Source organism: Kribbella sp. NPDC048837 (assembly GCF_055586945.1).
The window spans coordinates 331,408-356,863 of sequence record NZ_JBVJHF010000006.1 but is presented as its reverse complement, the minus strand read 5'-3'; the positions used below and the strand labels follow the sequence as shown (position 1 = coordinate 356,863).

Annotated in this window: 23 protein-coding genes; 12 read left to right on the top strand and 11 right to left on the bottom strand. The window is 69.1% G+C overall.

The features are described from left to right. Position 1: 1 nt before the first annotated feature. Genes ACZ6O0_RS28265 through ACZ6O0_RS28250 form a run of 4 tightly spaced genes read left to right on the top strand, consistent with a single transcriptional unit; the run spans position 2 to position 3,843 of the window. The gene (locus ACZ6O0_RS28265) at positions 2 to 1,282 is read left to right on the top strand and encodes an extracellular solute-binding protein (protein ID WP_465768014.1); all 1,281 of its coding nucleotides are present in this window, start codon (positions 2 to 4) and stop codon (positions 1,280 to 1,282) included. Further along, positions 1,279 to 2,217 carry a carbohydrate ABC transporter permease gene (locus ACZ6O0_RS28260; RefSeq protein WP_465768013.1) on the top strand — a complete coding sequence of 313 codons (939 nt, stop codon included), beginning with the start codon at positions 1,279 to 1,281 and terminating at the stop codon, positions 2,215 to 2,217. Before ACZ6O0_RS28265 ends, ACZ6O0_RS28260 begins: the two co-directional genes overlap by 4 nt. After that, positions 2,214 to 3,089: a carbohydrate ABC transporter permease gene (locus ACZ6O0_RS28255; RefSeq protein ID WP_465768012.1), complete on the top strand. Its 876-nt coding sequence runs from the start codon at positions 2,214 to 2,216 to the stop codon at positions 3,087 to 3,089. Before ACZ6O0_RS28260 ends, ACZ6O0_RS28255 begins: the two co-directional genes overlap by 4 nt. A gap of 10 nt (positions 3,090 to 3,099) precedes the next feature. Beyond that, on the top strand, positions 3,100 to 3,843 hold the full coding sequence (locus ACZ6O0_RS28250; protein WP_465768011.1) for a PIG-L deacetylase family protein: 744 nt from the start codon (positions 3,100 to 3,102) through the stop codon (positions 3,841 to 3,843). A 195-nt stretch (positions 3,844 to 4,038) separates the two neighbouring features. On the opposite strand, the gene ACZ6O0_RS28245 is transcribed toward ACZ6O0_RS28250, so the two are convergent. Then, on the bottom strand, positions 4,039 to 4,518 hold the full coding sequence (locus ACZ6O0_RS28245; protein ID WP_465768010.1) for a winged helix-turn-helix transcriptional regulator: 480 nt from the start codon (positions 4,516 to 4,518) through the stop codon (positions 4,039 to 4,041). A gap of 172 nt (positions 4,519 to 4,690) precedes the next feature. Between ACZ6O0_RS28245 and ACZ6O0_RS28240 the strand changes: the two genes are divergently transcribed. Then, positions 4,691 to 5,695, top strand: coding sequence for an AraC-like ligand-binding domain-containing protein (locus ACZ6O0_RS28240; protein WP_465768009.1), 1,005 nt, complete (start codon positions 4,691 to 4,693; stop codon positions 5,693 to 5,695). A gap of 137 nt (positions 5,696 to 5,832) precedes the next feature. Here ACZ6O0_RS28240 and ACZ6O0_RS28235 read toward each other — a convergent pair whose 3' ends face one another. Next, positions 5,833 to 6,816, bottom strand: coding sequence for a helix-turn-helix domain-containing protein (locus tag ACZ6O0_RS28235; protein ID WP_465768008.1), 984 nt, complete (start codon positions 6,814 to 6,816; stop codon positions 5,833 to 5,835). Positions 6,817 to 7,163: 347 nt separating this feature from the next. Here ACZ6O0_RS28235 and ACZ6O0_RS28230 point away from each other — a divergent pair, with 347 nt between their 5' ends. After that, positions 7,164 to 8,006 (top strand): alpha/beta fold hydrolase, encoded by an 843-nt coding sequence (locus ACZ6O0_RS28230; RefSeq protein WP_465768007.1) that lies wholly within the window; start codon positions 7,164 to 7,166, stop codon positions 8,004 to 8,006. Between the two features lie 18 nt (positions 8,007 to 8,024). Then, the gene (locus ACZ6O0_RS28225; RefSeq protein ID WP_465768006.1) at positions 8,025 to 8,234 is read left to right on the top strand and encodes a hypothetical protein; all 210 of its coding nucleotides are present in this window, start codon (positions 8,025 to 8,027) and stop codon (positions 8,232 to 8,234) included. A gap of 106 nt (positions 8,235 to 8,340) precedes the next feature. Here the strand turns inward: ACZ6O0_RS28225 and ACZ6O0_RS28220 are convergent, their stop codons facing one another. From ACZ6O0_RS28220 to ACZ6O0_RS28205, 4 genes are read right to left on the bottom strand one after another with little or no spacing between them, the layout of a single operon-like run. Then, positions 8,341 to 10,053: an ABC transporter permease gene (locus ACZ6O0_RS28220; protein ID WP_465768005.1), complete on the bottom strand. Its 1,713-nt coding sequence runs from the start codon at positions 10,051 to 10,053 to the stop codon at positions 8,341 to 8,343. A 32-nt stretch (positions 10,054 to 10,085) separates the two neighbouring features. Further along, on the bottom strand, positions 10,086 to 10,817 hold the full coding sequence (locus tag ACZ6O0_RS28215) for an ABC transporter ATP-binding protein (protein WP_465768004.1): 732 nt from the start codon (positions 10,815 to 10,817) through the stop codon (positions 10,086 to 10,088). After that, a complete protein-coding gene (locus ACZ6O0_RS28210) occupies positions 10,814 to 11,332 on the bottom strand; it encodes a PadR family transcriptional regulator (protein WP_465768003.1) in 519 nt (172 codons plus the stop codon). The genes ACZ6O0_RS28215 and ACZ6O0_RS28210 overlap by 4 nt, the downstream gene beginning before the upstream one ends. 26 nt (positions 11,333 to 11,358) lie before the next feature. Beyond that, entirely contained in the window at positions 11,359 to 14,058 is a 2,700-nt protein-coding gene (locus tag ACZ6O0_RS28205) for a helix-turn-helix transcriptional regulator (protein WP_465768002.1), read from the bottom strand. A 156-nt stretch (positions 14,059 to 14,214) separates the two neighbouring features. On the opposite strand from ACZ6O0_RS28205, the gene ACZ6O0_RS28200 reads away from it, so the two are divergent. Both ACZ6O0_RS28200 and nicT read left to right on the top strand, forming a co-directional pair. After that, positions 14,215 to 15,237: a DUF4331 family protein gene (locus tag ACZ6O0_RS28200; RefSeq protein WP_465768001.1), complete on the top strand. Its 1,023-nt coding sequence runs from the start codon at positions 14,215 to 14,217 to the stop codon at positions 15,235 to 15,237. A 2-nt stretch (positions 15,238 to 15,239) separates the two neighbouring features. Further along, positions 15,240 to 16,325 (top strand): Nickel transporter NicT, encoded by a 1,086-nt coding sequence (gene nicT / locus ACZ6O0_RS28195; RefSeq protein WP_465768000.1) that lies wholly within the window; start codon positions 15,240 to 15,242, stop codon positions 16,323 to 16,325. Here the strand turns inward: nicT and ACZ6O0_RS28190 are convergent. From ACZ6O0_RS28190 to mce, 5 genes are all read right to left on the bottom strand, one after another. Then, positions 16,322 to 17,803, bottom strand: a complete 1,482-nt coding sequence (locus tag ACZ6O0_RS28190; RefSeq protein WP_465767999.1) for an AI-2E family transporter — start codon at positions 17,801 to 17,803, stop codon at positions 16,322 to 16,324. The genes nicT and ACZ6O0_RS28190 overlap by 4 nt on opposite strands. Continuing rightward, positions 17,800 to 19,695 carry a transposase gene (locus ACZ6O0_RS28185; RefSeq protein WP_465767998.1) on the bottom strand — a complete coding sequence of 632 codons (1,896 nt, stop codon included), beginning with the start codon at positions 19,693 to 19,695 and terminating at the stop codon, positions 17,800 to 17,802. The genes ACZ6O0_RS28190 and ACZ6O0_RS28185 overlap by 4 nt, the downstream gene beginning before the upstream one ends. A 93-nt stretch (positions 19,696 to 19,788) precedes the next feature. After that, positions 19,789 to 21,120 (bottom strand): crotonyl-CoA carboxylase/reductase, encoded by a 1,332-nt coding sequence (gene ccrA, locus ACZ6O0_RS28180; RefSeq protein ID WP_465767997.1) that lies wholly within the window; start codon positions 21,118 to 21,120, stop codon positions 19,789 to 19,791. A gap of 133 nt (positions 21,121 to 21,253) precedes the next feature. Then, complete coding sequence (locus tag ACZ6O0_RS28175) at positions 21,254 to 22,159, bottom strand: anti-sigma factor RsbA family regulatory protein (protein WP_465767996.1); 906 nt, start codon at positions 22,157 to 22,159, stop codon at positions 21,254 to 21,256. Between the two features lie 51 nt (positions 22,160 to 22,210). Beyond that, on the bottom strand, positions 22,211 to 22,654 hold the full coding sequence (mce, locus tag ACZ6O0_RS28170) for a methylmalonyl-CoA epimerase (RefSeq protein WP_465767995.1): 444 nt from the start codon (positions 22,652 to 22,654) through the stop codon (positions 22,211 to 22,213). A gap of 92 nt (positions 22,655 to 22,746) precedes the next feature. Here mce and ACZ6O0_RS28165 point away from each other — a divergent pair, with 92 nt between their 5' ends. The 3 genes from ACZ6O0_RS28165 (at position 22,747) to ACZ6O0_RS28155 (ending at position 25,388) form a co-directional block, all read left to right on the top strand. Beyond that, positions 22,747 to 23,961: an acetyl-CoA C-acetyltransferase gene (locus ACZ6O0_RS28165; RefSeq protein ID WP_465767994.1), complete on the top strand. Its 1,215-nt coding sequence runs from the start codon at positions 22,747 to 22,749 to the stop codon at positions 23,959 to 23,961. A gap of 14 nt (positions 23,962 to 23,975) precedes the next feature. Next, complete coding sequence (gene meaB, locus ACZ6O0_RS28160) at positions 23,976 to 24,932, top strand: methylmalonyl Co-A mutase-associated GTPase MeaB (RefSeq protein WP_465767993.1); 957 nt, start codon at positions 23,976 to 23,978, stop codon at positions 24,930 to 24,932. Between the two features lie 297 nt (positions 24,933 to 25,229). Next, on the top strand, positions 25,230 to 25,388 hold the full coding sequence (locus ACZ6O0_RS28155) for a hypothetical protein (protein WP_360376765.1): 159 nt from the start codon (positions 25,230 to 25,232) through the stop codon (positions 25,386 to 25,388). Positions 25,389 to 25,456 lie beyond the last annotated feature (68 nt).

The following is a 25,456-nucleotide window of genomic DNA, read 5'->3' as shown; positions in this document are numbered from 1 at the left end:
CATGCGCATGTTCTCGAAGGGACTCCGGCTGGCGGTGGTCGTGGGGTTGCTGGCCACCGGCGCGGCCTGTGGCGGCGGCAGCGGCTCGGGCGGCAGCGACGGGATGGTGCAGCTCACGCTGCTCAGCCACTACAGCGACGGCCCGTCGAAGACCGGGCTGGACAAGATGATCGCCGAGTGGAACAAGGACAACCCGGACATCCAGGTGAAGGCGGAGGTCGTCAAGTTCGACGACCTGCTGACGACCATGACGGTCCGGCAGACCGGCGGCCGCGGTGCCGACATCGTCAGCGCGTACGGCTTGTGGGGCGGGCAACTGCAGAAGGCGAACGTGGTGGCGAAGGTGCCGGACGACATCGCGGCGAAGATCAAGTCCGAGTACAGCCCGGCCGCACTCGGCGCGGTCACCACCGGTGACACGCTGCTCGGATACCCGACCGAGCTGAACACCTACGTGCTGTTCTACAACAAGAAGATCCTCGCCGCGGCCGGCATCACCAAGCCGCCGAGCACCTGGGCCGAGCTCCAGGACGCGGCGAAGAAGACCGTCAAGCGGGACGGCAAGGGCAACATCCAGGTCGAGGGGCTGAGCCTGATCCAGGACGGCGACAACAAGTCGGTGCACCCGTTCCTGTCGCTGCTCGACTCCGCAGGCGGGAAGTTCCTCGGTCCCGACGGGACGCCGCAGTTCGACAACGAGCAGGGCAAGGCCGCGCTGAAGTTCGAGGGTGACCTCGCGGCGGCCAAGGCGACGAACCCGTCGATCTCGCCGACCAAGCAGTTCCGCAGCGGCGGTGTCGCGATGGCGATCCAGGCCGGCTGGTGGATCGGCAGCCTGCGCGAACAGATGAAGGACAAGTACTCCGACGTCGGCGTCGCGGCGATCCCCGGGCCGAACCCTGGCGACAAGGGTTCGCTGGCCTACGGGTTCTTCATGGGTGTGAATCAGCGCAGCAAGCACGCGGACGAGGCGTGGAAGTTCCTCACCTGGCTGAACGAGCACCAGACCGAGGGCGGCGTCACCGAGGTCGGCAAGTGGCTGGCCGACCAGGGCCTGATCCCGCCGCGGACCGCGGACCAGGCGACGTACAAGAAGTCGCTGTCGGATCCCAACCTGGTCCCGATCTACGACGCGGCGACGTACGCGATGGCCGAGCCGAACCAGCCCGGCGCGTACGAGGCGAAGACCGCGCTGCACAACGCGATCATGACCGTGCTTGCCGACGGCAAGAGTCCCGACGATGCGCTGGCGCAAGCCGCCAAGGCCGTCAAGCCCCAATGACGACCGCGGTCAGCAGGGTCGGAGCCGTCGCGGCGCCGGCCCGGCGGGTCGGCCGGCTGTATCGGGAGGGGCGGGCGGCGTACCTGTTCCTCGCACCGGTGCTGCTGTTCTTCTGCGTGTTCCTGATCCTCCCGTTCATCTTCGCGATCGTGCTCGCGTTCTCGGACTGGGGCGGGTTCGACCTGGGCACGATCCAGTGGGCCGGGGCGGCGAACTTCCGCGAGGTGCTCAGCTTCGACGGGACCTTCGTCAAGCCGATCCTGGTGAACACACTGCTGTTCGCGTTCGGGTCGGTGCTGCTGGCAACGTTCGGCTCGGTGCTGGTTGCCTATTGCATCGACCGGCTGCCGTTCCAGGGCTTCTGGCGGGTGCTCTACTTCCTGCCGGTGGTCGCCACGGTGGTGGCCATCGGCAACGTGTGGAAGATGATGTACCAGCCGGCCGGGCTGATCAACGGTGTGCTGAACAAGCTCGGCGTCAACAGCGTCGGGTTCCTGTCGGACGCGTCGTACGCGCTGCCGTCGGTGACCGTCGTCCACGCGTGGGCTTCGATCGGTGGCGCCGTACTGATCCTGACCGCGGGGCTCAAGGCGATCCCGGAGATGTACTACGAGGCCGCCGAGGTGGACGGGGCCGGGTCATGGCACCGGTTCTGGTCGATCACGTTGCCGTTGCTGCGGCCGGCGTTGCTCTTCGTCCTGATCACCCAGTTCATCGGCGGGCTGCAGTCCTTTGCCTTGATCATCGTGATGACGGGTGATGGCGGGCCGGTCAACGCGACCAACGTGGCGGCGTTCGAGATGTATCAGCGGGCGTTCAAGTTCGGTGCGTGGGGGACCGCGAGCGCGATGGCGATGGTGCTGTTCGTGATCATCCTCGTCATCACGTTGCTGCAGCTGTGGATCGCCCGGCGGCGCGGAGAGGAGACCTCGTGAAGCGTCGCGGTGGTTTCCCTTGGTTCGCGTACCTGGTCGTCGTCGTCGGCGGGGTCGCGATGGTGATGCCGTTCCTCGACATGGTGATGAGCTCGTTCAAGGGCCCGGGGGAGTACGGCGTGATTCCGTACAAGCTGTTTCCTTCGTCCTTCGACCTGTCGAACTATCGGGAGGCGTTCTCGCAGCTCGAGCTCCTCCGGTTGTTCCGGAACAGCGTGATCGTCACGGTCAGCGTGACGGTGTCCGTCCTGGTGACGTCGTCGATGGCCGGGTACGCACTGGCGAAGCTGCGGTTCCGCGGGCGGGCGGTGATCTTCCGGTTCATCCTCGCGACGATGATGTTGCCGCCGTTCCTGCTGCTGATCCCGACGTTCCTGATCATGCTCAACTGGCCGCTTGCCGGAGGCAACGACATCCTCGGGCGCGGCGGCGACGGTGGGCTGACGACGAGCCTGGTCGCGCTGATCCTGCCGTTCGCGGTGTCCGGTTTCGGGATCTTCCTGATGCGGCAGTTCATGGTGTCGCTGCCGGACGAGATGCTCGAGGCGGCCAAGATCGACGGCGCCAACCAGTGGCAGACCTGGCGGCTGATCGTGCTCCCGCAGACCAAGCCGGTCGCGATCACGCTCGGCCTGATCACGTTCATCGGCACCTGGAACGAGTACATCTGGACGCTGCTCATCTCGTCCTCCGACCCGGCCCTGCAGACCCTGCCCGTCGGCATCCAGCTGCTCCAGAGCTTCCTCGACCCCGACCGCACCATGCCGATCGTGATGGCCGGCCTGGTGATCAGCACGCTGCCGGTGCTGATCGTGTTCCTGCTGTTCCAGAAGTACTACGTCCGCGGCGTCGTACTGAGCGGCCTGAAATGAGGAGACCCTTGTGACCAGAACAGTGCTCGCCATCGGGGCGCACATCGGCGACATGGACCTGACCGCCGGCCCGACCCTGGCCAAACTCGTCCTCGAGGGCGCGTCCGCCACCATCGTCGCGTTGACGCCGGGGGAGCGCGGTCACCCCCGGCTGACGCCCGCCGAGTACAAGAAGCAGAAGATCGCCGAGGGTACGGCGTTCGCGGAGGCGATCGGCGCCGACTTCCTGGTCTTCGACCAGAGCGACGGCTTCCTCCCCGACACCGACGACGTCGCCCTCGAGCCGGCCGCGGTGATCCGGGAGAAGCAACCCGACATGATCATCACCCACTGGAAACACTCCATCCACCGGGACCACGAACACACCGCCCGCCTGTCCGAACGCGCCCGCTTCCTGGCCGGCCTCCCGCTCGACCCCTCCGACGACTTCTCGGCGTCGCCGTACCCCGAACTGACCGCGAAGCTCGCCGCCCTGCCCCGGCACGGCGTCCGTCACTTCCTCCACGCCGAGAACTGGGAAGACATGGAGGGCTTCCACCCCACCCAGTACGTCCCCATCCCCGACGAGGCCTTCTACCGCTGGATCTCCGCCATCCGCCACCAGGCCTTCGCCCGCGGCGAAACCTACGGCTTCCGCTACATCGACTACTACACCGCCCTCATGACCACCCGAGGCTGCCTAGCCGCCTACCCCCGAGCCTGCGCCTTCCACTCCACCCCCACCCCAGAAGTCACCAAACTCGCCGGCCCATAGAGAAAGACCATCCCGCGCGGCACCACGCCCGCTCCTCCGCCGCGTGCTACGCACCGCTCCCACCCACCCGAAGAGGTGCGTGCTGCGCCCGCTCCCGGCGCTGCCGCGCGGCCAGGAATTTGCCCCGTTACACGAATCTGAGGATCGGCGCTCGTCACGTCCTGCCGTTGTCCACTGGCGCCCTGGGATGCGAAGTCAGGAAACTGTGATCAGCCCCGGGCCTGCCTCGATCGCGACGTCACCCGGATCCACATCGTGGCCCGCGTCGCAACGGATGCGGACTCCGACGGCTGCGCCGCAGGCGCGGTGGGTCGCACGCAGGGGCGGGCCCGCCTCGTCGGTCTCCCACTTCGAACCCCATTGAAGCAGGGCATAGACAACGGGCTGGAAGTCCATTCCCTTGGCGGTCAATTGGTATTCGTGCCGGGTCCGCTGACCGGGCTCCTGGTAGGGCACCCGCTCCAGCAGCCCGGCAGCGGTCAGTTCCTTGAGCCGGGCTGCCGCCGCGGGCTCGCCGATCCCGACCCGGCGGACAAAGTCCTCGAATCGGCGGGTGCCGAAGATCGCCTCCCGCAGGACCAGGATCGCCGAACGAGTGCCGACGACGTCGATCGAGGCGGCGACCGAGCAGTTGGCCATCGACCAGGTCTCCCGGTGGCTGAGCAGATCTGTCATGTCACGAGTGTAGGGGCTGACTTGCGTGGGCAATAGTCTGGGCCGTAGTCTGCTAACTGACTTAGATAAACAGAAGTCAGCCTCGCGACAGTAGTCGACTGCTGCGGCGTCGGAAAGACGGCCGCCTGGGTCGACGGTTGTGAGCTGGTGCCGCGGATCGAAGGTGGGCGGGATGACAGACATTCTTGATACGCGGAGCGTGCCTGCCGCCGTTCGCGCCGAGGTGGTACGGGAGACGATTGCCAGCGCGAAGGTCCGGGTCGAGATCGATTTCCCAGCCGAGGCCGGGCCCGCGGCCGCGTACGGCGCCATCAGTCAGCTCGGACAGTTGACGGTGTGTTCGGTCCGCTCGAACGCGCTCAGTGTGGAGCGGACACCGGCCCTGGCCCGGGACGGGCTTGCGCCGAGCATCTTCCTCGGTCTCCAACTGGCCGGTACGAGCCTGATCGTCCAGGGTGGCCGGGAAGCGGTCCTCAAACCACGCGATCTGGTCATCTACGACTCGACCGCGCCGTACACGCTGGTCGATGCCGACGGCATCCGCCAGCACTTCTTCCGGATCCCCATCGCCGCCCTGGGTCTGCCGCACGACGCGATCAGACAGATCTGCGCCACGACTCTCAGCCCCGGACATCCGATCGCCGACCTGGTCGCCACCTATCTGTATCGGCTGGCAAGCCGCCCGGACATTTACACCCACCCGGATGCTGACGCGGTGAGCCACCCGAGTGTCGCACTGGTCCGTGCGCTCATCACCACCCACCTGGATGCCACCGCAGTCGGGAGGGAACCACTGCACGCGACACTGCGGTTGCGGATCCTGGAGTACGTCCGCGCCCGGCTGGGCGACCCCGGGCTGCACCCCGGCCAGATCGCCGCCGAGCACCACATCTCGGTGCGGCATCTCTACAACGTCCTCGCCGCGGGCGGGATCTCGCTCGGTGACTGGATCCGCAATCAGCGGCTGGAGGGATGCCGCGAAGACCTCGCCCGGCCCGGGTTGCGATCGTTGACGATCGCAGCGGTCGCCCGGCGTTGGGGATTCACCGATCCGTCCAGCTTCGGCCGCGTCTTCCGTGCTGCCTATGGGCTCTCGCCGCGCGAGTGGCGAACCCTGGCACACCGTGATCCGGTAGGTGCCACCGGTGTCTCGGCCCTGATCTCGCCGCCGGACTAGCCGCTGAAACGTGCGCCGACCGCCGGTGTCTGCACTGCGTGCGCGGTCTTCGGCAGGGTGCGCACGACGTGTCTGCGACGCGCCGGCCGCACGCAGATCCACCTGGCGTCTGCACTGCCGGGCCGTCCGGCCCCGCATCACGGGGTGGGGTCGCTCGCTAGGGCAGGTCGCGCGTTGGTCGCCGTCTGGCGCCACTGCCGTGGTGAGAGTCCGTACTCGGCGCGGAAGAGGCGCGCGAAGCTCGATGGGTCGCGAAATCCCCAGCGGTGGGCCACGGAGGCGATGGTGACGTGCTGAGCCAGGCCACGGCCGAGCTCGTCCCGGCACGCCTCCAGGCGGCGGCTGCGGATCCACTCGCCGAGGGAGACGCCGCCGGCGGCGAGGACGTTGTACAGGTGGCGAACGGAGATGTGGTGTTCGGCCGCGATTTGAGCGGCGTTGAGGCTCGGATCACCTAAGTGCGCTCGCGCGTACTCCAAGATCCGCAGGTGCAACGTGGCCCGCAGTGATTCCCTGGCCGCCGTTGAGGTGACGTCGAGATGCGTGCTGATCACTGCCCGGACGAGTTCCATGGAGGGCTGGCTGACCGCGTCGGCCCCGGCGTCGGCGAACGCTCTCGGCCGGCCGGCGAGGTGCCGGAAGTAGACTGCGGCCAGGTCTGCGACCGGATGCCCGGGACTCAGTCGCGTTGCCGTCACCTGCCGCACGACATCCCACGGCAGGGCCAGCCTCTCCAACCGCATGCGGAACTGGTGTTGCCGGTAACCCTTGGAGTCGACCAGTGTGTATGGAGATGTCGAGCTGTACACCACCAGGTCCCCGGGGCGCACAACGGCTTCGCGGCCGTCTTGAACGACGAGGCTCGACCCGCTGACCTGCAGACCAAGCATCAGGCTGGGTGCCAGATCGTCGCGCGCCAGGCGGGGGGTCCGCTCGACTTTGGTGACGTTGGATCGGACGGAGGAGATCCGCAACGCACCGATGTCGGCGAGCATGCCTCGCACGACAGGGCCTGTTACGGGGAAGTCGAGCTCGACCGGAATGATCCTGGCGGCCACCGCGTGCATGGACTCGGCCCGCACGCCGGCCGCAAACGAGCTCGAGTCGACAATCTGTATCACGGTAATCCTTCGTAGTTCCCCTGCTCCCCGAGCGCAGGCTCGAGCGGGCCGCGAGCAAGGCGCGACACGCGCTGTCGGCGCCGGCTCGCACAGGCGATGCTACGCGCTCTCGGAGATCGGTCACCGGGAGCGCAGACCGCGCCGAGTCCGACCCTAGGTCGGCGGCGGTGGACCATTCGTGCACGGCTATCTGCACGTTGTGCAGGATCACGCGTGCAACGGCGCCGGCGGCTGCGTCGCGCCCTAGCGTCTCTTCCGACAGCACGAACGGTGTCCTCGGCGGGCGGCCCTCACGCCATCGTCCGGGCGCACGCCGAGCAGATGACAACACCCGCAAAGGACAATCCATGCGTACCCCGAAGAAGACATTCCCCGCGGCCGTCGCGGCTCTCACCGCCGGCGTGCTCGCGCTGGGCGTCGGTAGCGCCCGCACCAGCAGCGCGCAAACCGTGCAGAACGACGCGGCGCTCAAACCGACGATCGTGCTCGTGCACGGCGCGTGGGCCGACGGCTCGAGCTGGTCTGCCGTCACAGCAAAGCTGCAGAGCGCCGGGTACACCGTCGATGTCGAGGCAAACCCTTTGCGCGGCCTCGCCACCGACGCGCAGTACCTGCGTGATCTGCTGGCCACCATCCCTGGCCCGGTCGTGCTCGTCGGGCACTCCTACGGCGGCATGGTGACCACCAGCGCTGCCACCGGCAACCCCAACGTCAAGGCCCTCGTCTACGTGGATGCCTTCATCCCCGACCAAGGCGACAGCGTCGGCGCGCTCGCCGCCGCACAGCCCGGCTCCGAACTGGACCCGAACAGCTCGATCACCACGGTGCCGATCCACGACGCCGGCGGAAACGTCATCAACGCCGACGTCTACATCAAGCCGAATCAGTTCGCGGGCCTCTTCGCCGGTGGCATCCCGGCCAAGCAGGCAGCCGTCCTGGCCGCCACCCAGCGGCCACTGACCGCCAGCACGCTCAGTGAGACCCTCGCCGGTGTTCCGGCGTGGAAGAGCATCCCGTCCTGGGACCTCATCGGTACGGCGGACAAGGTGCTGCCACCGGCGGAGCAGCAAATCATGGCGCACCGCGCCGGCGCGCACATCACCAAGGTCGACGCGCCGCACCTGTCGATGATCTCCGACCCGGACGCGGTGACCGGCGTGATCGTCGACGCCGCCCGTGCCACCAGCTGATCGACCAACCGCCAAGAAGTGCACGGATCGAGGACCGATGTCGCGCTCGTCGCCACTGCGATCGACAACGGACCCGACGGCCTGCTGGACCTCGTCGACGGGCGACGAGGCTTCCAGCAGGTCCGCGTCGCCGACCTCGAAGGCGAGATCCTCATCGAGCACACCAGGCCCGCGCCCGGAGTGACTTACGTCGGCAACGGCCGCTCCCGCGGCCTCTGGTGCCCATGAACTGACCAGGCCTGCCCGCAGGCCACGGACTTCTTGGCCCGCGTCCGGTTGGTGGCTCGGGCGTCGCGAAGGCGGATCGCGCGTAGCGGCGCGGGTTGAACGCGGGCTATTCGTAGCGGAGGGCTTCGGTGGTGGGGAGGTGGGTGGCTAGGCGGGCGGGGAGGGTGGTGGCCAGGGCTACCAGGAGGATGGTGGCTGGGGGGACCAGGGCGAGGGACCACCAGGGGGCGAGGGCTCGGTCTTCGGGGCTGCCGCCGGAGAGTGCGTAGACGGTGATGTAGAGGAGGATGCCGGCGGGGATCGACAGCAGGGCGGCGACCGTGGCGAGGGTGACGTTGGCGCCGACGACGCTGGTGGCGATCTGGCGGGGCGTGAGGCCGATGGACTTCAGTACGCCGTACTCGCGGACGCGCTCGCGGACCGACAGCAGGGCCACCGCGATCAGGGTTGTGACGGTGATGAGGAGGAGTACGGCGTCCAGGGTGTAGACGAGGACGGGGAGTTCGCGTGGGACGTCGCTCACCTCGCCCTCCGGGCGGGCGGCGAGGTTCGATTGCATCGAGAGGGCGAACACGACAGCCGCGCCCGTGACCACGATGGCAGCGGCCAAGCGGATGGCGCGGTGTCGCCGGGTGAGCAGGTCCTTGAGGCCGAGCGAGAGGGAGACCGGGAGCGCGAGCCGTCCGACCAGTCGGCCGAGGCGTGATCGCGACGCGGGCGTGGGGGACCCGGCCTGAATCGCCTGCAGAACGCTGGACCTCGTACTGCGCCGCGCCGCCGAGGCCGCGCTGCCGATCAGGACAAGCAGAACAGGGAACCCGGCGATCACGAGATGCCAGGGATTCACGGCGATGGTCGGCGAACCCACCATCGTCGCGACGCTGGACGCGGCCAGCCGCGGCGCGAGCAGAACCCCGGACACGAAGCCGATCCCCACAGCGACCAGACCAAGCACGGCCGACTCCAACGCGAACACCGCCGTGATCTGCCGCGGCGTGACGCCAACAGCCTTCAGCAACCCGATCTCGCGATGCTGCGCACTCGCCCGCGCCGTGACGAGGATCGCCACCACCGCGAAAACCACTGCGAGCAAGACGACGGTGTACGTCGTCAGCACGAGCTGAGTGGGCGCAGCGTCTTGCAAAGCGCTATCACGCTGCTCCCGCCAAGTCTCAAACCCCGCAGTGCTCGGCGGCACGGCCCCAGCAGCGCGTACGGCGAACTCCGATGCGGCGGCCGGATCCGTCAGCCGGACGGCCTCGGTCCACCGCCAGCGCCCGCTGTCCGGTTGGACTCGCTCCAGCGTGGCCCGTGATACCCAAGCCAGCCCCGGATTCCGGCGCGGGTAACGCGGCTGGCTGGGCGACACCGCCGTACCGACGATGGTCAGTTCGACCGGGCCACGCGTTCCGGCGAGGCGGAGCGTCGTGCCGACCCGGAGACCGAGTGCCTCGGCGAAGCTTCGTTCGAGCACGATCCCGTCCGCCGGTTGCGTCGTACCCTCGATCGGCACCGGGCGGTTGACCTGTGGTGCGGAGGCCAGTCCGGCGAGCTGCAGCTGATCGGGGCCGTTGGCAACGGTCGCGTTGGCGTTCGGGACGGCGGCGTCGCGTTCGGCGACGCCGGGGAGGCCGGCGATCTTGGCGGCGTCCGCGGGTGAGGCGACGTTCGCGAGGACGTGGGCGCCGTTGGCTTCGGTGAAGGTCCGTTGCCACGGATCGCGCGCGGTGGCGCCGACCTCCAGGGCGAGCACGATGGTCGCGGCCGCCGCACTGCACAGCAGGACCGTCAGAACGCTCGCGAGGAGCCGGGAACGCATCCCCGCGAAAGCGAGCCGTGCCAGGGTCAGCGTCACCGTGGACCGCCGGCATCGAAGGGAAGCGTGACCGGCCGGGCGGCCTGCAGTTCGGTGTCGTCGTTCACCAGCCCGTCGCGAAGGGAGATGACCCGATCCGCCGCGGAGGCGACGCGGGAGTCGTGGGTCACCAGCAGCAGCGTCTGGCCGCGGTCGCGGGCGGCGCGGAGGAGCGCTAGCACCTCGCGGGCCGAGGCCGAGTCGAGATTCCCGGTCGGCTCGTCGCCGAGCAAGATGTCCGGGGTGTTCGCCAAAGCGCGAGCGAGGGCGACCCGCTGTTGCTGTCCGCCGGACAGTTGGGAGGGCGCGGCGTCGTACTTGTCGACCAGACCGAGGTCATCAAGGTATCTGCGAGCGGTCTCGCGGGCTTCCTTCCGGTGCCGGCCGACGAGGAGGAGCGGCAGTTCGACGTTCTCGATGGCGGACAGCGTCGGCACCAGGTTGAAGAACTGGAACACGAACCCGACCTTCTGCCGCCGCATCCGGGCCAGCGCGGTCTCGCTCAACTGGTCGATCCGCTCGCCGCCCAGCCAGACCTCGCCGGCCGTGGCCCGATCGAGCCCCGCCAGGAGATTGAGCAGCGTCGACTTCCCGCACCCGCTCGGCCCCACGATCGCGACGAACTCACCCTTGCTGATCGTGAGGTCGATCCCGCGGACGGCGAGCACGTGCGTGCCGCCGGTGTCGTAGGTCTTCGCGAGCCTTCTCGTCTCGAGTACCGGTGTCATGCTGACTCCCGCTGCATCGGCAGCTTCTGCTCGATCAGATCGAGCCACTCCAGATCGGCCTTCAGGTGCAGGATCGCCCCTTCGGCCAGCAGATCCGCGGCGGGCCGGCTGCCGTCGACCGACACCGCGGCGTCGAGGTCGCGCAGGGACTGCAGGTACTCGCGCCGCTGTCCGGCGATCAGCGCCTTCGGCTCGGCCAGTCCGGCCGACGCGAGAATCACCAGCTTCATGAAGAACTCGTCTTTCAGCCGCGTCCCCGGCACCGGCGTCTCGATCCACCCGGCCAGCGCCGCGCGCCCCGCCTCGGTCAGCTCGTACACCCGCTTGCGCCGGTTGTCGCCCTCGATGCTCTCCCCGACCACCAGCCCGTCCCGCTCGAGCCGGGCCAGCGTCGAGTAGATCTGCCCGGCGTTCAACGCCGGCAGCAGATCCCCGAACTCCTGCTCGAGTGCCTGCTTGATCTCGTACCCGTACCGGCTCGCATCGGCCAGCAAGGCGAGGAAGAGGGACCTCATAGATAGCGAGAATATATACCCGCTACCTATTTGTCGAGAGCGTCGCGAAGGGCGGCGCGGGTGGTGATGCCCAGCTTCGGGAAGATCCGGTACAGGTGCCCGCTCACCGTGCGCGGCGAGAGGTAGAGCTTCGCCGCGATCTCCTTGTTCGTGAGACCGGACGCGGCGAGGTTGGCGATCTGCAGTTCCTGGGCGGTCAAGGGCGCGCCTGACGGAAGGGCAGCAAGCCCGGCGGCACGCAACTCACGCTCCGCTCGGGCAACCCAAGGCTCAGCGCCGAGCGCCCGGAACGCGGTGACCGCTGCCTGGAGCTGGACCTTGGCCTCCGTCAGCGCGCGGGTCCGTCGCAGTAGCTCGCCGTACGAAAGACGTACGCGCGCAACGTCGAACGGCCACTGGTCGACGGTAGGAAGGGCCAGGGCGCGCTCGAACAGTGCAGGGTCGCCAGCCGCCATGCCCGCGGCGCTCGCGGTCAGGATGGCCAGTCTGGGCGAGAGTTCCGGCAGCCTCGCCTCCTCCATCGCCCGCACGTGGCGTTCGGCCTCGGCCCGCCGATCCGTGCGTACGGCGGCCTCGACGAGATCCATCGCGATCCACAAGCTGTGCGGGACGTGTGAGGCGAGCGTCCCGGCCGGACTGACCATGGTCGCGTGCTGGTAGGCGCTCTCGAAGTCGCCACGTCCGAGATCGCCCAGGACGAGGGCATGGTGAGCGAAGACGCGGGCCGTGCCGACACCTCGCGGACCGGCCCAGCCGATCATCTGCTCGGCCAGCGCCCGGCTCGTCTCGAACCTGCCTCTGACCGCGGCCAGCAACGCCTGGTGATAGCGGAAGTACCACCCGAAGAAGCGACCACCACCCTCCTCGGTCAAGGAGAGTCCTTCCGCGGCGAGCTCCGCGAGCTCGTCCCACTTGCCCCGGTGGAAGTCGTCGACACAGATGTCCATCAGCGCGACCAGGTGCCTTCTCGCCGGACCGCCCTCGCGCCCGTGCAGCACGGCCCGCCACAACCTGTCGCGCAGCTCCGCAAGCCGGTCGGGGTACCAGGCGGCCGCCGCGTGGCCTTGCACCAGAGGCGTGTCGTCATGCGCTTGCAGAGCGGCCATCAGCCGGGGGAGCGCGGTGACGCCGGTGCGGGCCGGATCGGCGACCATGTCCAGCGTCAGGGTGAGGAACGGCGGGGGGTCGTGCGAGAGCCGGCCGAGCGCGTCGTACAGCGGTGTCCACAGCTCGCTGCGGCCGCCGAAGAAGCAGATCAGCAGCAGCGTCGCGAGCCCGTTGACGAGCTCGACCTCGTCGGCGTCGCCGCGGTCGAGGCTGCCCTCGATGGCGCTGACCATCATGCGGTGCGCGGTGTCGACGTGCGCGTCGCTGCTGAGCATCACCAACGTGGCCGCCGACGCGTAGTGCAGTGAGGCGCTCGCGGCTTGCCGGCTGCCTTCGAGGAGTTCCGCCGTACTGCCGACCTCGCCCATCGCCTCCGCGCCGATGTACGCGGCCGCGGCGAGCCTGCGACAACCCTCGGTCCGGTCGGGACTCAGATCCGAGGCGCGCGTGAGCAAGGCGACCGCGGCGGTGTAGTCACCGCGCGCGACGGTGTTGTGAGCTGCCTCCTCCAGCGCCGCCGCGACCTGTTCGTCAGGCTCGATCGTGGCCTCGCCGAGGTGCCAGGCGCGGTGCTCGGGTTGGTGCGAGAGGACTGCGGCCAACCTCCGATGCGCCGTACGGCGTTCTGCCGAAGTCGTCGCCTCGACCACCGCCGATCGGATCAGCGGGTGCCGGAACTCCACCCGATGTGCGTGCTCCCTCACCAGTCGATCCCGCTCGGCAGGCGCCAGGTCGTCGATGCGGTACGCGTCCTTGCCCGCGGCCTCCAGCACGCCAAGATCCCCGGTGCCCTCGAGCGCGGCCGTCAGCAGAAGTGTCCTGGTCGCGTCGGGGAGCCTCGCCACGCGCGACACGAAATGCCGCTGCAGGTTCCGCCCGAGCGGCAGTACGGCGGGTAGCGGTTCAGTCGCGGCGCGCTGGGACTGGCTCAGCGTCCGTGGGAGCTCGAGCAGCGCGAGCGGAATGCCTTGCGCGGTGTCGAGAATCCGCGCCTTGACGGTGGCGTGCAGGTCGGGGAACCGGCCGGTGAGGAGTTGATCGGCGGCCGCGTAGTCCAGCGGCTTCAGCTCGTACGCCGGTAGTCCTGCTCGATCGAAGAATCCTTGGTCCTCGCCCGTCCGGCTGGCGGCCAGCAGCCCGGCCCGGCTACCGGCGAGCCTCCTCGCGACAAAGCTCAAGACACCCGCACTGGCCCGGTCGATCCAGGGGATGTCGTCCACGATGAGCAGGAGTGGCGATCGGGCAGCGACCCGGCGCAGGAGGACAGTGGCAGCGTTGGACACCAGCAGCCGGCCCGGAGGCGGACCGTCTCCGAACCCGAGCGCCACCTGCAGCGCGTCCCGTTGAGCCGTGTTCAGCTCGTCGAACTCGTCGATCAACGGGTACAGAGCCTGGTTCAGCGCCGCGTAGCTCAGCTCGCCCTCGAGTTCGGTGGCGACGACGCGCAGAACGGTCGTCCCCGACTCCCGCGCGTACCGCTCCGACGCGTCGAGCAGGGTCGTCTTGCCGACGCCGGGCCCGCCCGAAACCAGCAGGGTTCCACCGTTGACGGCGGCCTCCCGCACGAAGGTCCGGAGGAACTCGAGCTCCTCCAGGCGTCCGACCAGCGTGGGGCTCATCACTCACCTCCCGGCACCCGCTCCGGATTCTATGAGGCCCGCCGTCGGTCATCTGACTCGATCGCACGCGGCGGGTCAGATGACTCATCCGCGCCGGCGTACCGATCCACCACCGTGGTCGTGCCGAACACCCCACCTGAAAGGAAGGCACTGACCATGTCGCACCATCTCGACTCCCCGCTCGCCCGTCAGGACGTCCGTCTCGACCTCACCGACCTGTACGTGTTCCGCGGCGAGACCGGCACCGTGCTGGCGATCAACCTCTGTCACTCGCTCGCCGGTGACATCCCGACACCGGGCTACCACCCGGAGGGCAAGTACGAGTTCAAGATCGACCTCGACCACGACGGCGTGGAGGACCTCACGTACCGGTTCGTGTTCGGGGAGCGCGACCAGCTCGGCCGGCAGAGCCTGACCGTGCATCGGATCACCGGCGATCCGTCCGAGGCGGGCAGTGTCGTCGCGACGGGGGAGACGGAGGAGGCGCTGGACGGCGACGGCGGACTGCGCGTGTGGGCGGGCAAGGCCGGCGACCCGTTCTGGATCGAGCCCGACGTCCTGCACGCCGTCGGCCACGCCTTCCAGGACGGTACGGCGATCGACCTCGGCACCTGGACCCCCGACCAGGCGAAGAACCTGTTCGCCGGGCACACCGTCTACTCGATCGTCCTCGAGATTCCCGACACCGAACTGCTCGGCTCCGCACAGACGACCCGCCCGATCGACGTCTGGGCGGTCGCGAGCCTGGCCACGGACGCCGGCGGCTGGCGTTCCATCAACCGGATTGGACTCCCGATGATCCACCCGCTCTTCACGCAGTACAACGAGAAGCTCGGCGACGACCTCAACGACGGCCGGCCCGCGGACGACCTCGAGACCCACGGGAAGCTGCTGACCCACGACATCGCCGGCGTGGTCCGCGCGTACGGCACGGCTGCCGACCCGGAGGCCTACGCGGAGGCCGTCGTCCGGCGGTTCCTGCCCAACATGCTGCCGTACGTCGTGGGCACGCCGGCCAGCTTCGGATTCAACGCGTGGAACGGCCGCTCGCTGACCGACAACGCGCCGAACGTGATGTTCTCCATCGCGGCCAACACTCCGGTCTCGCTCGGGATCGGCAAGGAATCCGTGGCGTCGAAGCCGCGGGGCTCCTTCCCGTACGTTCCGGCGGCGAGCTGACCATGAACGTCAGGTGGCGCAGCATCCGTCCGGTGACCGTGGCGATGGCGGGCTTCATCCTGCTGCTGCACGTGGTCGGTTGGGGCGTGCTCGTCGGTCTGGTCGCGCCGAGGCACTACAGCCTCGGCGCGTCCGGCGGGTTCGGGGTCGGTCTGGGGCTGACGGCGTACACGCTGGGGATGCGGCACGCGTTCGACGCGGATCACATCGCGGCGATCGACAACACCACGCGCCGGCTGACCGCGGCCGGGCAGCGGCCGGTGTCGGTCGGGTTCTGGTTCTCGCTCGGCCACTCCAGCGTCGTGTTCGCGCTGTGCCTCCTGCTGGCCTTCGGTGTGCGCTCGCTGGTCGGCCAGGTCGAGGACGACTCGTCCGTGCTCCAGTCGGCCACGGCCGTCATCGGTACGGCGGTGTCCGGGGTCTTCCTCGTCGCAATCGGCCTGGTCAACTTCGTCGTACTCGCCCGCATCGCGGGTGTCGTGCGCCGGATGCGGCGGGGACACGACGACGAGGCGGAGCTGGAAGCGCAACTCGATCGCCGTGGTCTGCTCAACCGGCTGCTGCGCCCGGTGACCAAGGCTGTGCACAAGCCGTTCCACATGTACCCGGTCGGACTGCTGTTCGGCCTCGGCTTCGACACCGCGACCGAGGTGTCGCTGCTGGTCCTCGCCGGTGGAGCCGCGGCCTTCGCGCTGCCTTGGTACGCCGTCCTCGTGCTGCCGATCCTGTTCGCGGCCGGCATGAGTCTGCTCGACACGATCGACGGCTGCTTTATGAGCGTCGCGTACCGCTGGGCGGTCATCAAGCCGGTCCGCCGGGCGTTCTACAACCTGGTCGTCACGGCGCTGTCCGTGGCCGTCGCCCTCGCGATCGGCGCCATCGAGATCCTGTCCATCCTGACCGACCAGCTCGACATCACGTCCGGACCGCTGGCCGCCATCAGCGGACTCGACCTGAACCAGGCCGGCTTCGTCATCACCGGCGCGTTCGTCGTGACCTGGGCCGTCGCCCTCCTCGTCTGGCGCTACGGCCGCATCGAGGAACGCTGGTCCACCCGGTCGACCGGGTGGACCAGCGGCCGGTCCTAGGAGGCGTCGGCCTTGCGGACCCAGACTTCGCGGATGATCAGGAGGATCGCGGCGGCGCTCGGGATGGCGAGCAGTGCGCCGACGACACCCAGCAGTGCGCCGCCGAGGAGGGCGGCGATGACGGTGACGGCGCCGGGGATGTCGACGGCCCGGCGCATGATGCGCGGGGCGACGACGTAGTTCTCGATCTGCTGGTAGATGATGCCGTAGGCGAGGCAGGCGACACCGGTCCACAGGCCGGTGGTGAAGCCGATCAGCGAGACCACCACGACGCCGATCAGGCCGCCGACCATCGGGATGAAGTCGCAGAACATCACCACGATCGCCAACGCCACGGCGTACTCCCGCAGGCCGATGATCTCCAGGAAGATGAACATGCAGATGCCCGCGCACAGGGCCACCATGAACTGGCCGCTGACGTAGCCGCCGACGCGGGTCAGGACCTCGTCGCCGAGGATCGAGACGCGGTTGCGGCGGGTGGCGGGGACCAGGCTGTACGCCGCGCGCTTCACCGACGGGAGCGAGGCGAGGAAGTACAGCGTCAGGATCATGATCGTGAAGGTGTTGAACAGGGCACCCGCGACGACCCGGCCGACGCCGAGGATGCCGCCGAACGCCCGCTGTGCCAGGGCCGGGTCCTGGATGTAGTCCTGCGCCTTCTCGATGAACTTGTACTTGTCGTTGAGCTCGTTGAGCGTCCTCGACTTGGTCAGCAGATCGAGCCATTCGGGCGCGTTCTTGATCAGGCTGTTGATCTGGTCGGTGACCACCGGGACGATCGCGAAACCGACGCCGGCGACCGCCAGGATCATCAGCAGGAACACGACGCCGACCGACAGGCCGCGCTTCAGGCCGCGGCGCATGAACCACTCGACCAGCGGGTTCAGGCCGACGGCGATGAACATCGACACCAGCAGCAGGATCAGGACCGACTTGGCCTGGCCGAGGGCGTTCCACAATCCCCAGGCGACCAGTACGCCGAGGGCCGCGAAGAACCCGAAGACGAACGGGTTCGACCGCCGCAGCGCCGGGCCGGGCATCCCCATGCCCTCGTCCGGGTGCCGCTCCTCGATCAGCATGTCCTCGGCGAGGTCGTCGCCGGCAGCCTTCTCCGCCGCAACCTCGGCCTTCTCCGCCGCGGCCTCCGCCTCAGCCGCCTCGCGCGCGGCGGTCTCCGCCTCCTCCTCAGACTTCTCGGCCTTGTCGGCCGACTTCTCGGCCTTGTCAGCGGCCACGTCGGCATCCCGCGCCGAGGTGTCCGCCTGAGTTGCCGCGGTGCCTGCTTGGGTCGCGGCAGCTTCCGCCTCTTCAGCCGATTCCTCGGCTTGGTCGGCGGATTGCTTGGCCTCGCTGGCGGAGTGTTCGCTCTTGTCGGCGGCCGCTTGGGCCTCGGCGGCGGCGGTCTGAGCCTCCCTGGTCGCCTCGGCGAGATCCTGGCCGGGGGTCGCTGTGGAGGTGTCGTCGCCGGGTGGCGTCACGTCGTCTTGCCCTTCGGGGATCGCGAGCGGCCCTTGGCCTCGTCGGTCGTCTCGTCGTCGGCGGCCGAACCGTCCGGCCGCGCCTGCACCCGAGTCTGCTCGTTCGCGAGGTCATCCAGCCGCAACTCGTCGATCCGGGTCGAGTCGGCCGGCTCGTCGTCGTCCTCGTCCTCGTCCTCGGTGTCCGCGTCGGCGGTCGGGGACGCGACCGACGTGGCAGTCGCGACCGGCTTCGCAGCCGACGTGGACCCGCTAGCGGCCGAGGGCGACGCGCTGGCGGGGGAAGCGGACGAGGTGGAGGTGGAGGAGGCGGACGTGCTGGGGGAGGACGTGGACGTGCTGGCCGTGGAGTCGTCAGGCTCGGCCGGGCCGCCGGCGGTCTTGCCGGCGAGGTCGTCGGTGTCCTTCGGGTCGACCCGAAGGCTGGTGTCGATCCGGGTCTCGTCGACCCGGGCGTCCCCCGCGCCGATCCCCACGAACGGGCTGGCCCCGGTGAACGGACCCTCCTCCTCCGCGTCGTACGACGAGCCGCCCGGTGCCTTCGCAGTCCCCGCGAACGGGTCGGCGAACGGGCTGTCCGCCGGAGCAGGCGTGTCCTCGGCCGGGCGGTCGAACGCGCTGCCGGCCGCCGAGCTCTGCGGGCCGTCGAACGGGCTGGACGACGAGCCGGCGGGGGCCGGGGAGTCGGCAGAGTTGTCCGCCGTGCCCGCGAACGGGCTGCTCGCCGGAGCCGGTGCGTCGGTGGAGGCGGCGAACGGGCTGGGGGCCGGGCCGTCGAGCGGGCTGGGGGTGGCGGGGGACTGGGGGCGGGCGAAGGGGTTCACGTACGTCGGGGCGGCCGTTTCGGAGTCGAGCTCGGCGGCCTGGCGGGCGATGTTGCTGGCGATCTCGTTCAGGCCGGCGATCTGGGTCAGGATGCCGTCGCGCCGCTTGGCGAGCCGCTCGGTCTCGCGCGCCACGATGGTCCGCGACCGTTCCGCCTCGTCGGCGGCGTTCGCCAGCTCGGCCTCGGCGCGCGTGCGCGCGGTGGTGAGCAACTGCTCAGCCTCACGACGGGCCCGCGAGATCGTCCGCTCGGCCGACTCCTCGGCCTCGGTGCGGATCTTGCGCGCCTGCTCGGTCGCCTCCGCCACCCGCCGCTCGGAAGCCTCGGCGGCCTCCTTCATCTGCTCGGTCAGGTTCTCGGTGTCGGCGGCGATCTGCTGGTGCTTGTCGGCCAATTCCTTGGCCTGCTGCTCCCGCTCGTCGGCCAGCCGCGCTCGCAGCGCCGCGGACTCGCGCTGGATCGCGGTGCGGATCTTCTCCGCCTCGTGCAGGGCGCCGTTCTTCAGCGTGCTCGACTGCGACTCGGCGGTCAGCTGCAGCTGCTCGGCCTTGCGCCGCGCCGCCTGCAGCACCTCGGCGGCCTCGGTCTCGGCCGTCCGGCGGAGCTCCGCCGCGTCACCCTCGGCGGTCCGGCGCATGCTGTCGGCCTCGTTCAGCGCGACCGAGCGGATGTCGTCGCCCTCACGCACACCGGTGGCCCGGGTCGCGGCGGCCTCCTTGGCCGCGTTCGTCCGCAGCTCGTCGGCCTCCCGCCTGGCCTCCTCGAGAGCCTCGGACGCCTGGTCCTGGGCGAGCCGGAGGATCTGCGCGGCCCGGTCGCCGAGTCCGGCGTACGACGGGTTCGCGCTGGCCTCGAGCTGGCGTCGGGTCTCCTCCAGCTGGCGCTGCATCGGCGCGACGCTGCCTTGGAGTTCGTCGGCGCGATTGCGCGCCTCGACGAGTTGCATTTCCAGCGCGCGGACATAGTCGTCCACGGCCTGCTTGTCGTACCCACGGCGACTGACCGGGAAGCCCCCGGCCGCGGTCGCCGTACGGTCGAAGAACGGCAGGCTCGACTCGTCAGGCATTTCCCGAGATTCCCTTCTGGCGGCTCAGCTGAATCCCCCACCTTAAGCCTGTCAGAACCCGGGTGTAACCAGCCAATCGGCCCCGGTGGACAACTACCTGTTACGGAAGCGATTTATCGCCGCGGCGTGCTGTTCGCGCAGCTCCGGGTCCCGGACCCCGAGTCCCTCGGTGGGGGCGAGGGTGAGGACGCCGACCTTGCCCTGGTGCAGGTTGCGGTGCACGTCGTACGCCGCCTGGGCGGTCTCCTCGAGCGGGTAGACCTTGCTCACCGTCGGGTGAACCATGCCCTTGGCAATCAGTCGGTTCGCTTCCCAGGCCTCGCGGTAGTTGGCGAAGTGCGAGCCGATGATCCGCTTCAGGTTCATCCACAGGTAACGATTGTCGTACTCGTGCATGAATCCCGACGTCGACGCGCACGTGACGATCGTCCCGCCGCGCCGGGCGACGTAAACGGACGCACCGAAGGTCTCCCGGCCCGGGTGCTCGAAGACGATGTCCGGGTCGTCGCCGCCGGTCAGCTCGCGGATCCGCGCGCCGAACCGCTTCCACTCCTTCTGGTCCTGGGTGGTCTCGTCCTTCCAGAACTTGTACCCCTCGGCCGACCGGTCGATGATCAGCGAGGCCCCCATCGCCCGGCAGATCTCCGCTTTCTCCGGCGACGACACCACGCACACCGGAATGGCCCCGCCGTTCAGCGCGAACTGCGTCGCGTACGAACCGAGTCCACCGGACGCGCCCCAGATCAGGACGACGTCGCCCTGTTTCATGTTCGCGCCGTTCGCCGAGACGAGCTGCCGGTACGCCGTACTGTTCACCAGCCCCGGCGACGCGGCCTCCTCCCAGGTCAGGTGGGCCGGCTTCGGCATCAGCTGGTTCGACTTCACCAGCGCGAGCTCGGCCAGGCCGCCGAAGTTCGTCTCGAATCCCCAGATCCGCTGCTCGGAGTCGAGCATCGTGTCGTTGTGCCCGTCCGGCGACTCCAGCTCGACCGACAGGCAGTGCGCGACCACCTCGTCGCCGGGCTTCCACGCGTTCACGCCCGGGCCGGTGCGCAGTACAACGCCGGCGAGGTCCGAGCCGACCACGTGGTACGGCAGGTCGTGGCGGGCGGTCAGCGGCGACAGCTTCCCGTACCGCTTCAGGAAGGAGAACGTCGACACCGGCTCGAAGATCGACGTCCAGACGGTGTTGTAGTTGATCGCGCTCGCCATCACCGCGACCAGCGCCTCACCCGGGCCGAGCTCGGGCGTCGGCACGTCGTCCAGATGCAGGCTCTTGCGCGGATCCTTCTCCTTGCTGTCCAGACCCTCGAACATCCCGGCCTCGTCGGCGTGGACGGTGATACCGCGGTAGTGCTCGGGTACGTCGAGCGCACCCACGGCAGCGGTGTCACCGGCGAGGATCGCATCGAGGATCTGCTTCACGTCGTACCTCCTGCAACGGCGGTCTGGGTGAGCGGAACTTACCGCTGAGTATGCACGCCTGGCTGTGCGCTGTAACACAGGAGGGGACGGGTGAGACGACCGTCACTTTTCCAGTCCACCGTTGTCAGTGGTCTTATCGGCGCAGGCGGGTGTGCAAGCGCACCTGGGTGAAGTCGTCGCCCGACCGGAGCTGAACCAGGTCGCAGAGCTGGTTGGCCAGCCAGACGCCGCGTCCACCGAGTCCGTCGAGGGGTGGCAGCACGCGACCGACGAGCAGGTCGTCGATCCGGCCGCGGTCGGCCACGTCGCAGATCAGCGCGCCGTCCTCGATCCACACCGACAGCGTCCCGCGGCCGCCGCCGAACCGGATGCTGTTCGTGCAGATCTCGTGCAATGCGAGCGCCAGGTCGTCCAGCCGGTCCCGGGGCACGCCGTACGACGCTGCCTGCGCGTTGACCCACAGCCGGACCTGCCCGAGGTCGGGCAGCCCGAACTCCCACCGCTCGGCCCGATCCGGTACGTCGCTCAGCGGCGTACGGAACGTCTTCTCCGCAAGGGCTTCCGCGCCGGAGTGGGTGGCGGTCGGGTCGATGCCGACGGACGCCTCGTACGGGCAGCACAAGCGGAAGGACCGCTCACCCGCGAAGGCGATGTCGAGGAGCGCTTCGTGCAGCAAGGCCTCCTCGTACTCGGCCGCGGTCCGGCCGGCGTACGCGGGCTCGCCGAGGCCGCGCAGCGGCAGGCCGGCCGCCTGCTCGACGGCGTCGCGCCAGAGCGGGATCAACCGCGCAGGGTTGCTTCCGGCAACAGTCATATCGATAAAGCGGACCTGGTCGCGCTCCGGACCGAGAGGCCCGCCCAGTAAGGCGATCCGCTCAGGTGGCAGCACGGCCACGATCTCTTCCCCCGCCGCCAAACCGTCACGCACGAACGTCAGCGCGAGCCGCACGAACTCTTCGTCGGACGCATAGACGAAGGCGTCGTGCTGGAACCCCGCCGGCACACCGTGCAGAGAGTCGGTGGCGCTGTCCTTCAGCACCCGAACAGACTAGTCCGCTCAAGGCCGCCAGGCACGGGACTTAGCGCGCCGTCACACCGTGTTCGAGGCCCGTGGCTCAACGAGTTCGACGAGCACGCCGCCGGCCGACTTCGGATGGACGAAGTTCACCCGCGAGCCGGCGGTGCCGCGCTTCGGCTCGTCGTAGAGCAGGCGGGCGCCGCGTTCGCGCAGGATCGCGGACACCTTGTCGAGGTCGCCGACGCGATAGGCGAGCTGCTGGATGCCCGGGCCGCGCTGGTCCAGGAACTTCGCGATCGGCGACGCGTCGGACAGCGGCGCGAGCAGCTGGATCGAGGATCCGGAGTCGCCGATCGACAGCATCGCCTCGCGGACACCCTGCTCCTCGTTGATCTCCTCGTGCGCGACCCGCAGGCCGAAGACGTCCGCGTAGTACCGGACGGCCTCGTCGAAGTCGGCCACCGCGACGCCGACATGGTCGATGGCTTCGAACAGGCCCGGGGTGTCGTGATCCATGCCGTCAGCTTAGGGCGGGTGTGACCCGATCCATGGCTCGTGTGACTTGATCGACAGCGGCGTACCAGTGCTGTCGCAGGTATCGTGACAACATGTCTGACGCCACTCGCAGCTCGCAGAACCAAACCGTCATAGTGGCCGGCGCACGCACCCCGATCGGGCGGCTGCTGGGTGGCCTCAAGGGCTTCACCGGCGCCGAGCTCGGCGGGTTCGCGATCAAGGCCGCCCTGGAGAAGGCCGGTGTCGCACCGGACCAGGTCGAGTACGTGATCATGGGCCAGGTGCTGCAGGCCGGCGCCGGCCAGATCGCCGCCCGCCAGGCCGCCGTCAAGGGCGGCATCCCGATGAACGTCCCGGCCATCACGATCAACAAGGTCTGCCTGTCCGGCCTGAATGCGATCGCGCTCGCCGACCAGCTGATCCGCGCCGGTGAGTACGACATCGTCGTGGCCGGCGGGATGGAGTCCATGACCAACGCGCCGCACCTGCTGCCGAAGTCCCGCGAGGGCTTCAAGTACGGCGATGTGCCGCTGGTGGACTCGATGGCGTTCGACGGGTTGTGGGACGCGTTCACCGACCAGGCGATGGGCGCACTCACCGACCAGGCCAACAACGAGGGCCTGAAGCTGACCCGCGAGGAGCAGGACGAGTTCAGCGCCCGCTCGCACCAGCAGGCCGCCGCCGCGTGGAAGAACGGCGTGTTCGCCGACGAGGTCGTCCCGGTCGAGGTGCCGCAACGCAAGGGCGACCCGATCGTGGTCGACAGCGACGAAGGCGTCCGCAGCGACACCTCGGCGGAGTCGCTGGCCAAGCTGCGTCCGGCGTTCGGCAAGGACGGCACGATCACGGCCGGCTCGGCCTCGCAGATCTCCGACGGCGGCTGCGCGGTCGTCGTGATGAGCAAGGCAAAGGCCGAGGAGCTCGGGCTGAGCTGGATCGCCGAGATCGGCGCGCACGGTTCGGTCGCCGGGCCGGACTCGACGCTGCAGAGCCAGCCGGCCACCGCGATCGTCAAGGCCTGCCAGAAGGAAGGCATCGAGCCGGGCGCCCTCGACCTGGTCGAGATCAACGAGGCCTTCGCCGCGGTCGGCATCGCGTCCGCCCGCGAGCTGCAGGTCGACCTCGCCAAGGTGAACGTGAACGGCGGCGCGATCGCGCTGGGCCACCCGATCGGGATGTCGGGCGCCCGCCTCGTACTGCACCTCGCGCTGGAGTTGCAGCGGCGCGGCGGTGGAGTGGGCGCGGCGGCGCTGTGCGGTGGCGGCGGCCAGGGTGACGCCCTGATCGTGCGGGTACCGCAGCGCTGACCGGAAGAGGGCTGATGCCACGTCGCACCGCACCTGTCGGTGAGCTGGTCGAGCGGGCCCGGGAGGGTGACTCCCGGGCCGTGGCCCGGCTGATCTCGCTGGTCGAGGACGCGTCCCCGCTGCTGCGCGAGGTGATGGCGGCGCTGTCGCCGCACGCCGGGCACGCGCACATCGTCGGCATCACGGGTTCGCCGGGCGTCGGCAAATCCACGTCGACGTCGGCGCTCGTCTCGGCGTACCGCGCGACCGGCCAGCGGGTCGGCGTCCTCGCGGTGGACCCGTCGTCGCCGTTCTCCGGTGGAGCGCTGCTGGGGGACCGGGTGCGGATGCAGGACCACGCGACCGACACCGGGGTGTTCATCCGGTCGATGGCCTCGCGCGGGCACCTGGGCGGGCTGGCGTGGTCGACACCGCAGGCGTTGCGGGTGCTGGACGCGGCCGGGTTCGACGTCGTCCTGGTCGAGACGGTCGGCGTCGGGCAGTCCGAGGTCGAGATCGCGGGGATGGCGGACACCACGCTCGTGCTGCTCGCGCCCGGGATGGGTGACGGGATCCAGGCGGCGAAGGCCGGGATCCTCGAGGTCGGCGACATCTACGTGGTGAACAAGGCGGATCGCGACGGCGTGCAGAACGTGACCCGGGACCTGCGGGCGATGCTCGCGCTGGCCGAACGCGCCGAGGGTGCGTGGGCGCCGCCGATCCTCAAGACGGTTGCCTCACGCAATGAAGGGGTCGCCGAGGTGGTGGCTGCGATCGACGACCGGCTGGAGTGGATGCGGGCGAACGGCGTACTCACCGAACGCCGGCGCAGCCGCGCGCGGGACGAGATCGAGGCGATCGCGATGACGGCGCTGCGGTCCCGGTTCGCGCATCTGCACGGTGATGCCCGGCTGGACGTGCTGGCGGCCAAGGTGGCCGACGGGGGAACGGACCCGTACACAGCGGCCGACGAGTTGATCGCCGCGTTGTGAGATCGGTCTCGGCTGGAACACTCGACCACGGAGTGTCACTGTGTGTCTTTATGCTTTCTGTTCACCGGGTGTTGTTCCGAATTCGGGCAAATGCCGCAGGATTTCCGCCGGACGGCCCGATCGGCGTCTCACGGCGGCGCGCCGATGGGTGCCGTGCCCCCGGATCCGTTACAGAATGGACCTTGTAGCTGGTGGGCATTGTGCGGTGGGCTGTGTTCAGTCAGTGACAATTGGTGACGGTCCGTGATACAAATTCAAACACAGTCGACCGAGTGGTTGCGAACGAGGAGTGGTGACATGCCGAAGAAGCTGTTGATCTGGTCGGTCATCGCCTTTGCGGCTTTCTATCTGTTCACTCAGCCGGCGAACGCCGCTGACGCGGTGGGTGGCGCGTTCTCTGCCGTCGGCGACGCGTTCCAGAGTGTGATCACCTTCCTGACCGCGCTGTTCAGCTGATCTGCGGTTCAAGTGTCCCGTGACGAGCAATCGTGCGGGACACTTGGCTGTAAGGGACGCAGGGACCG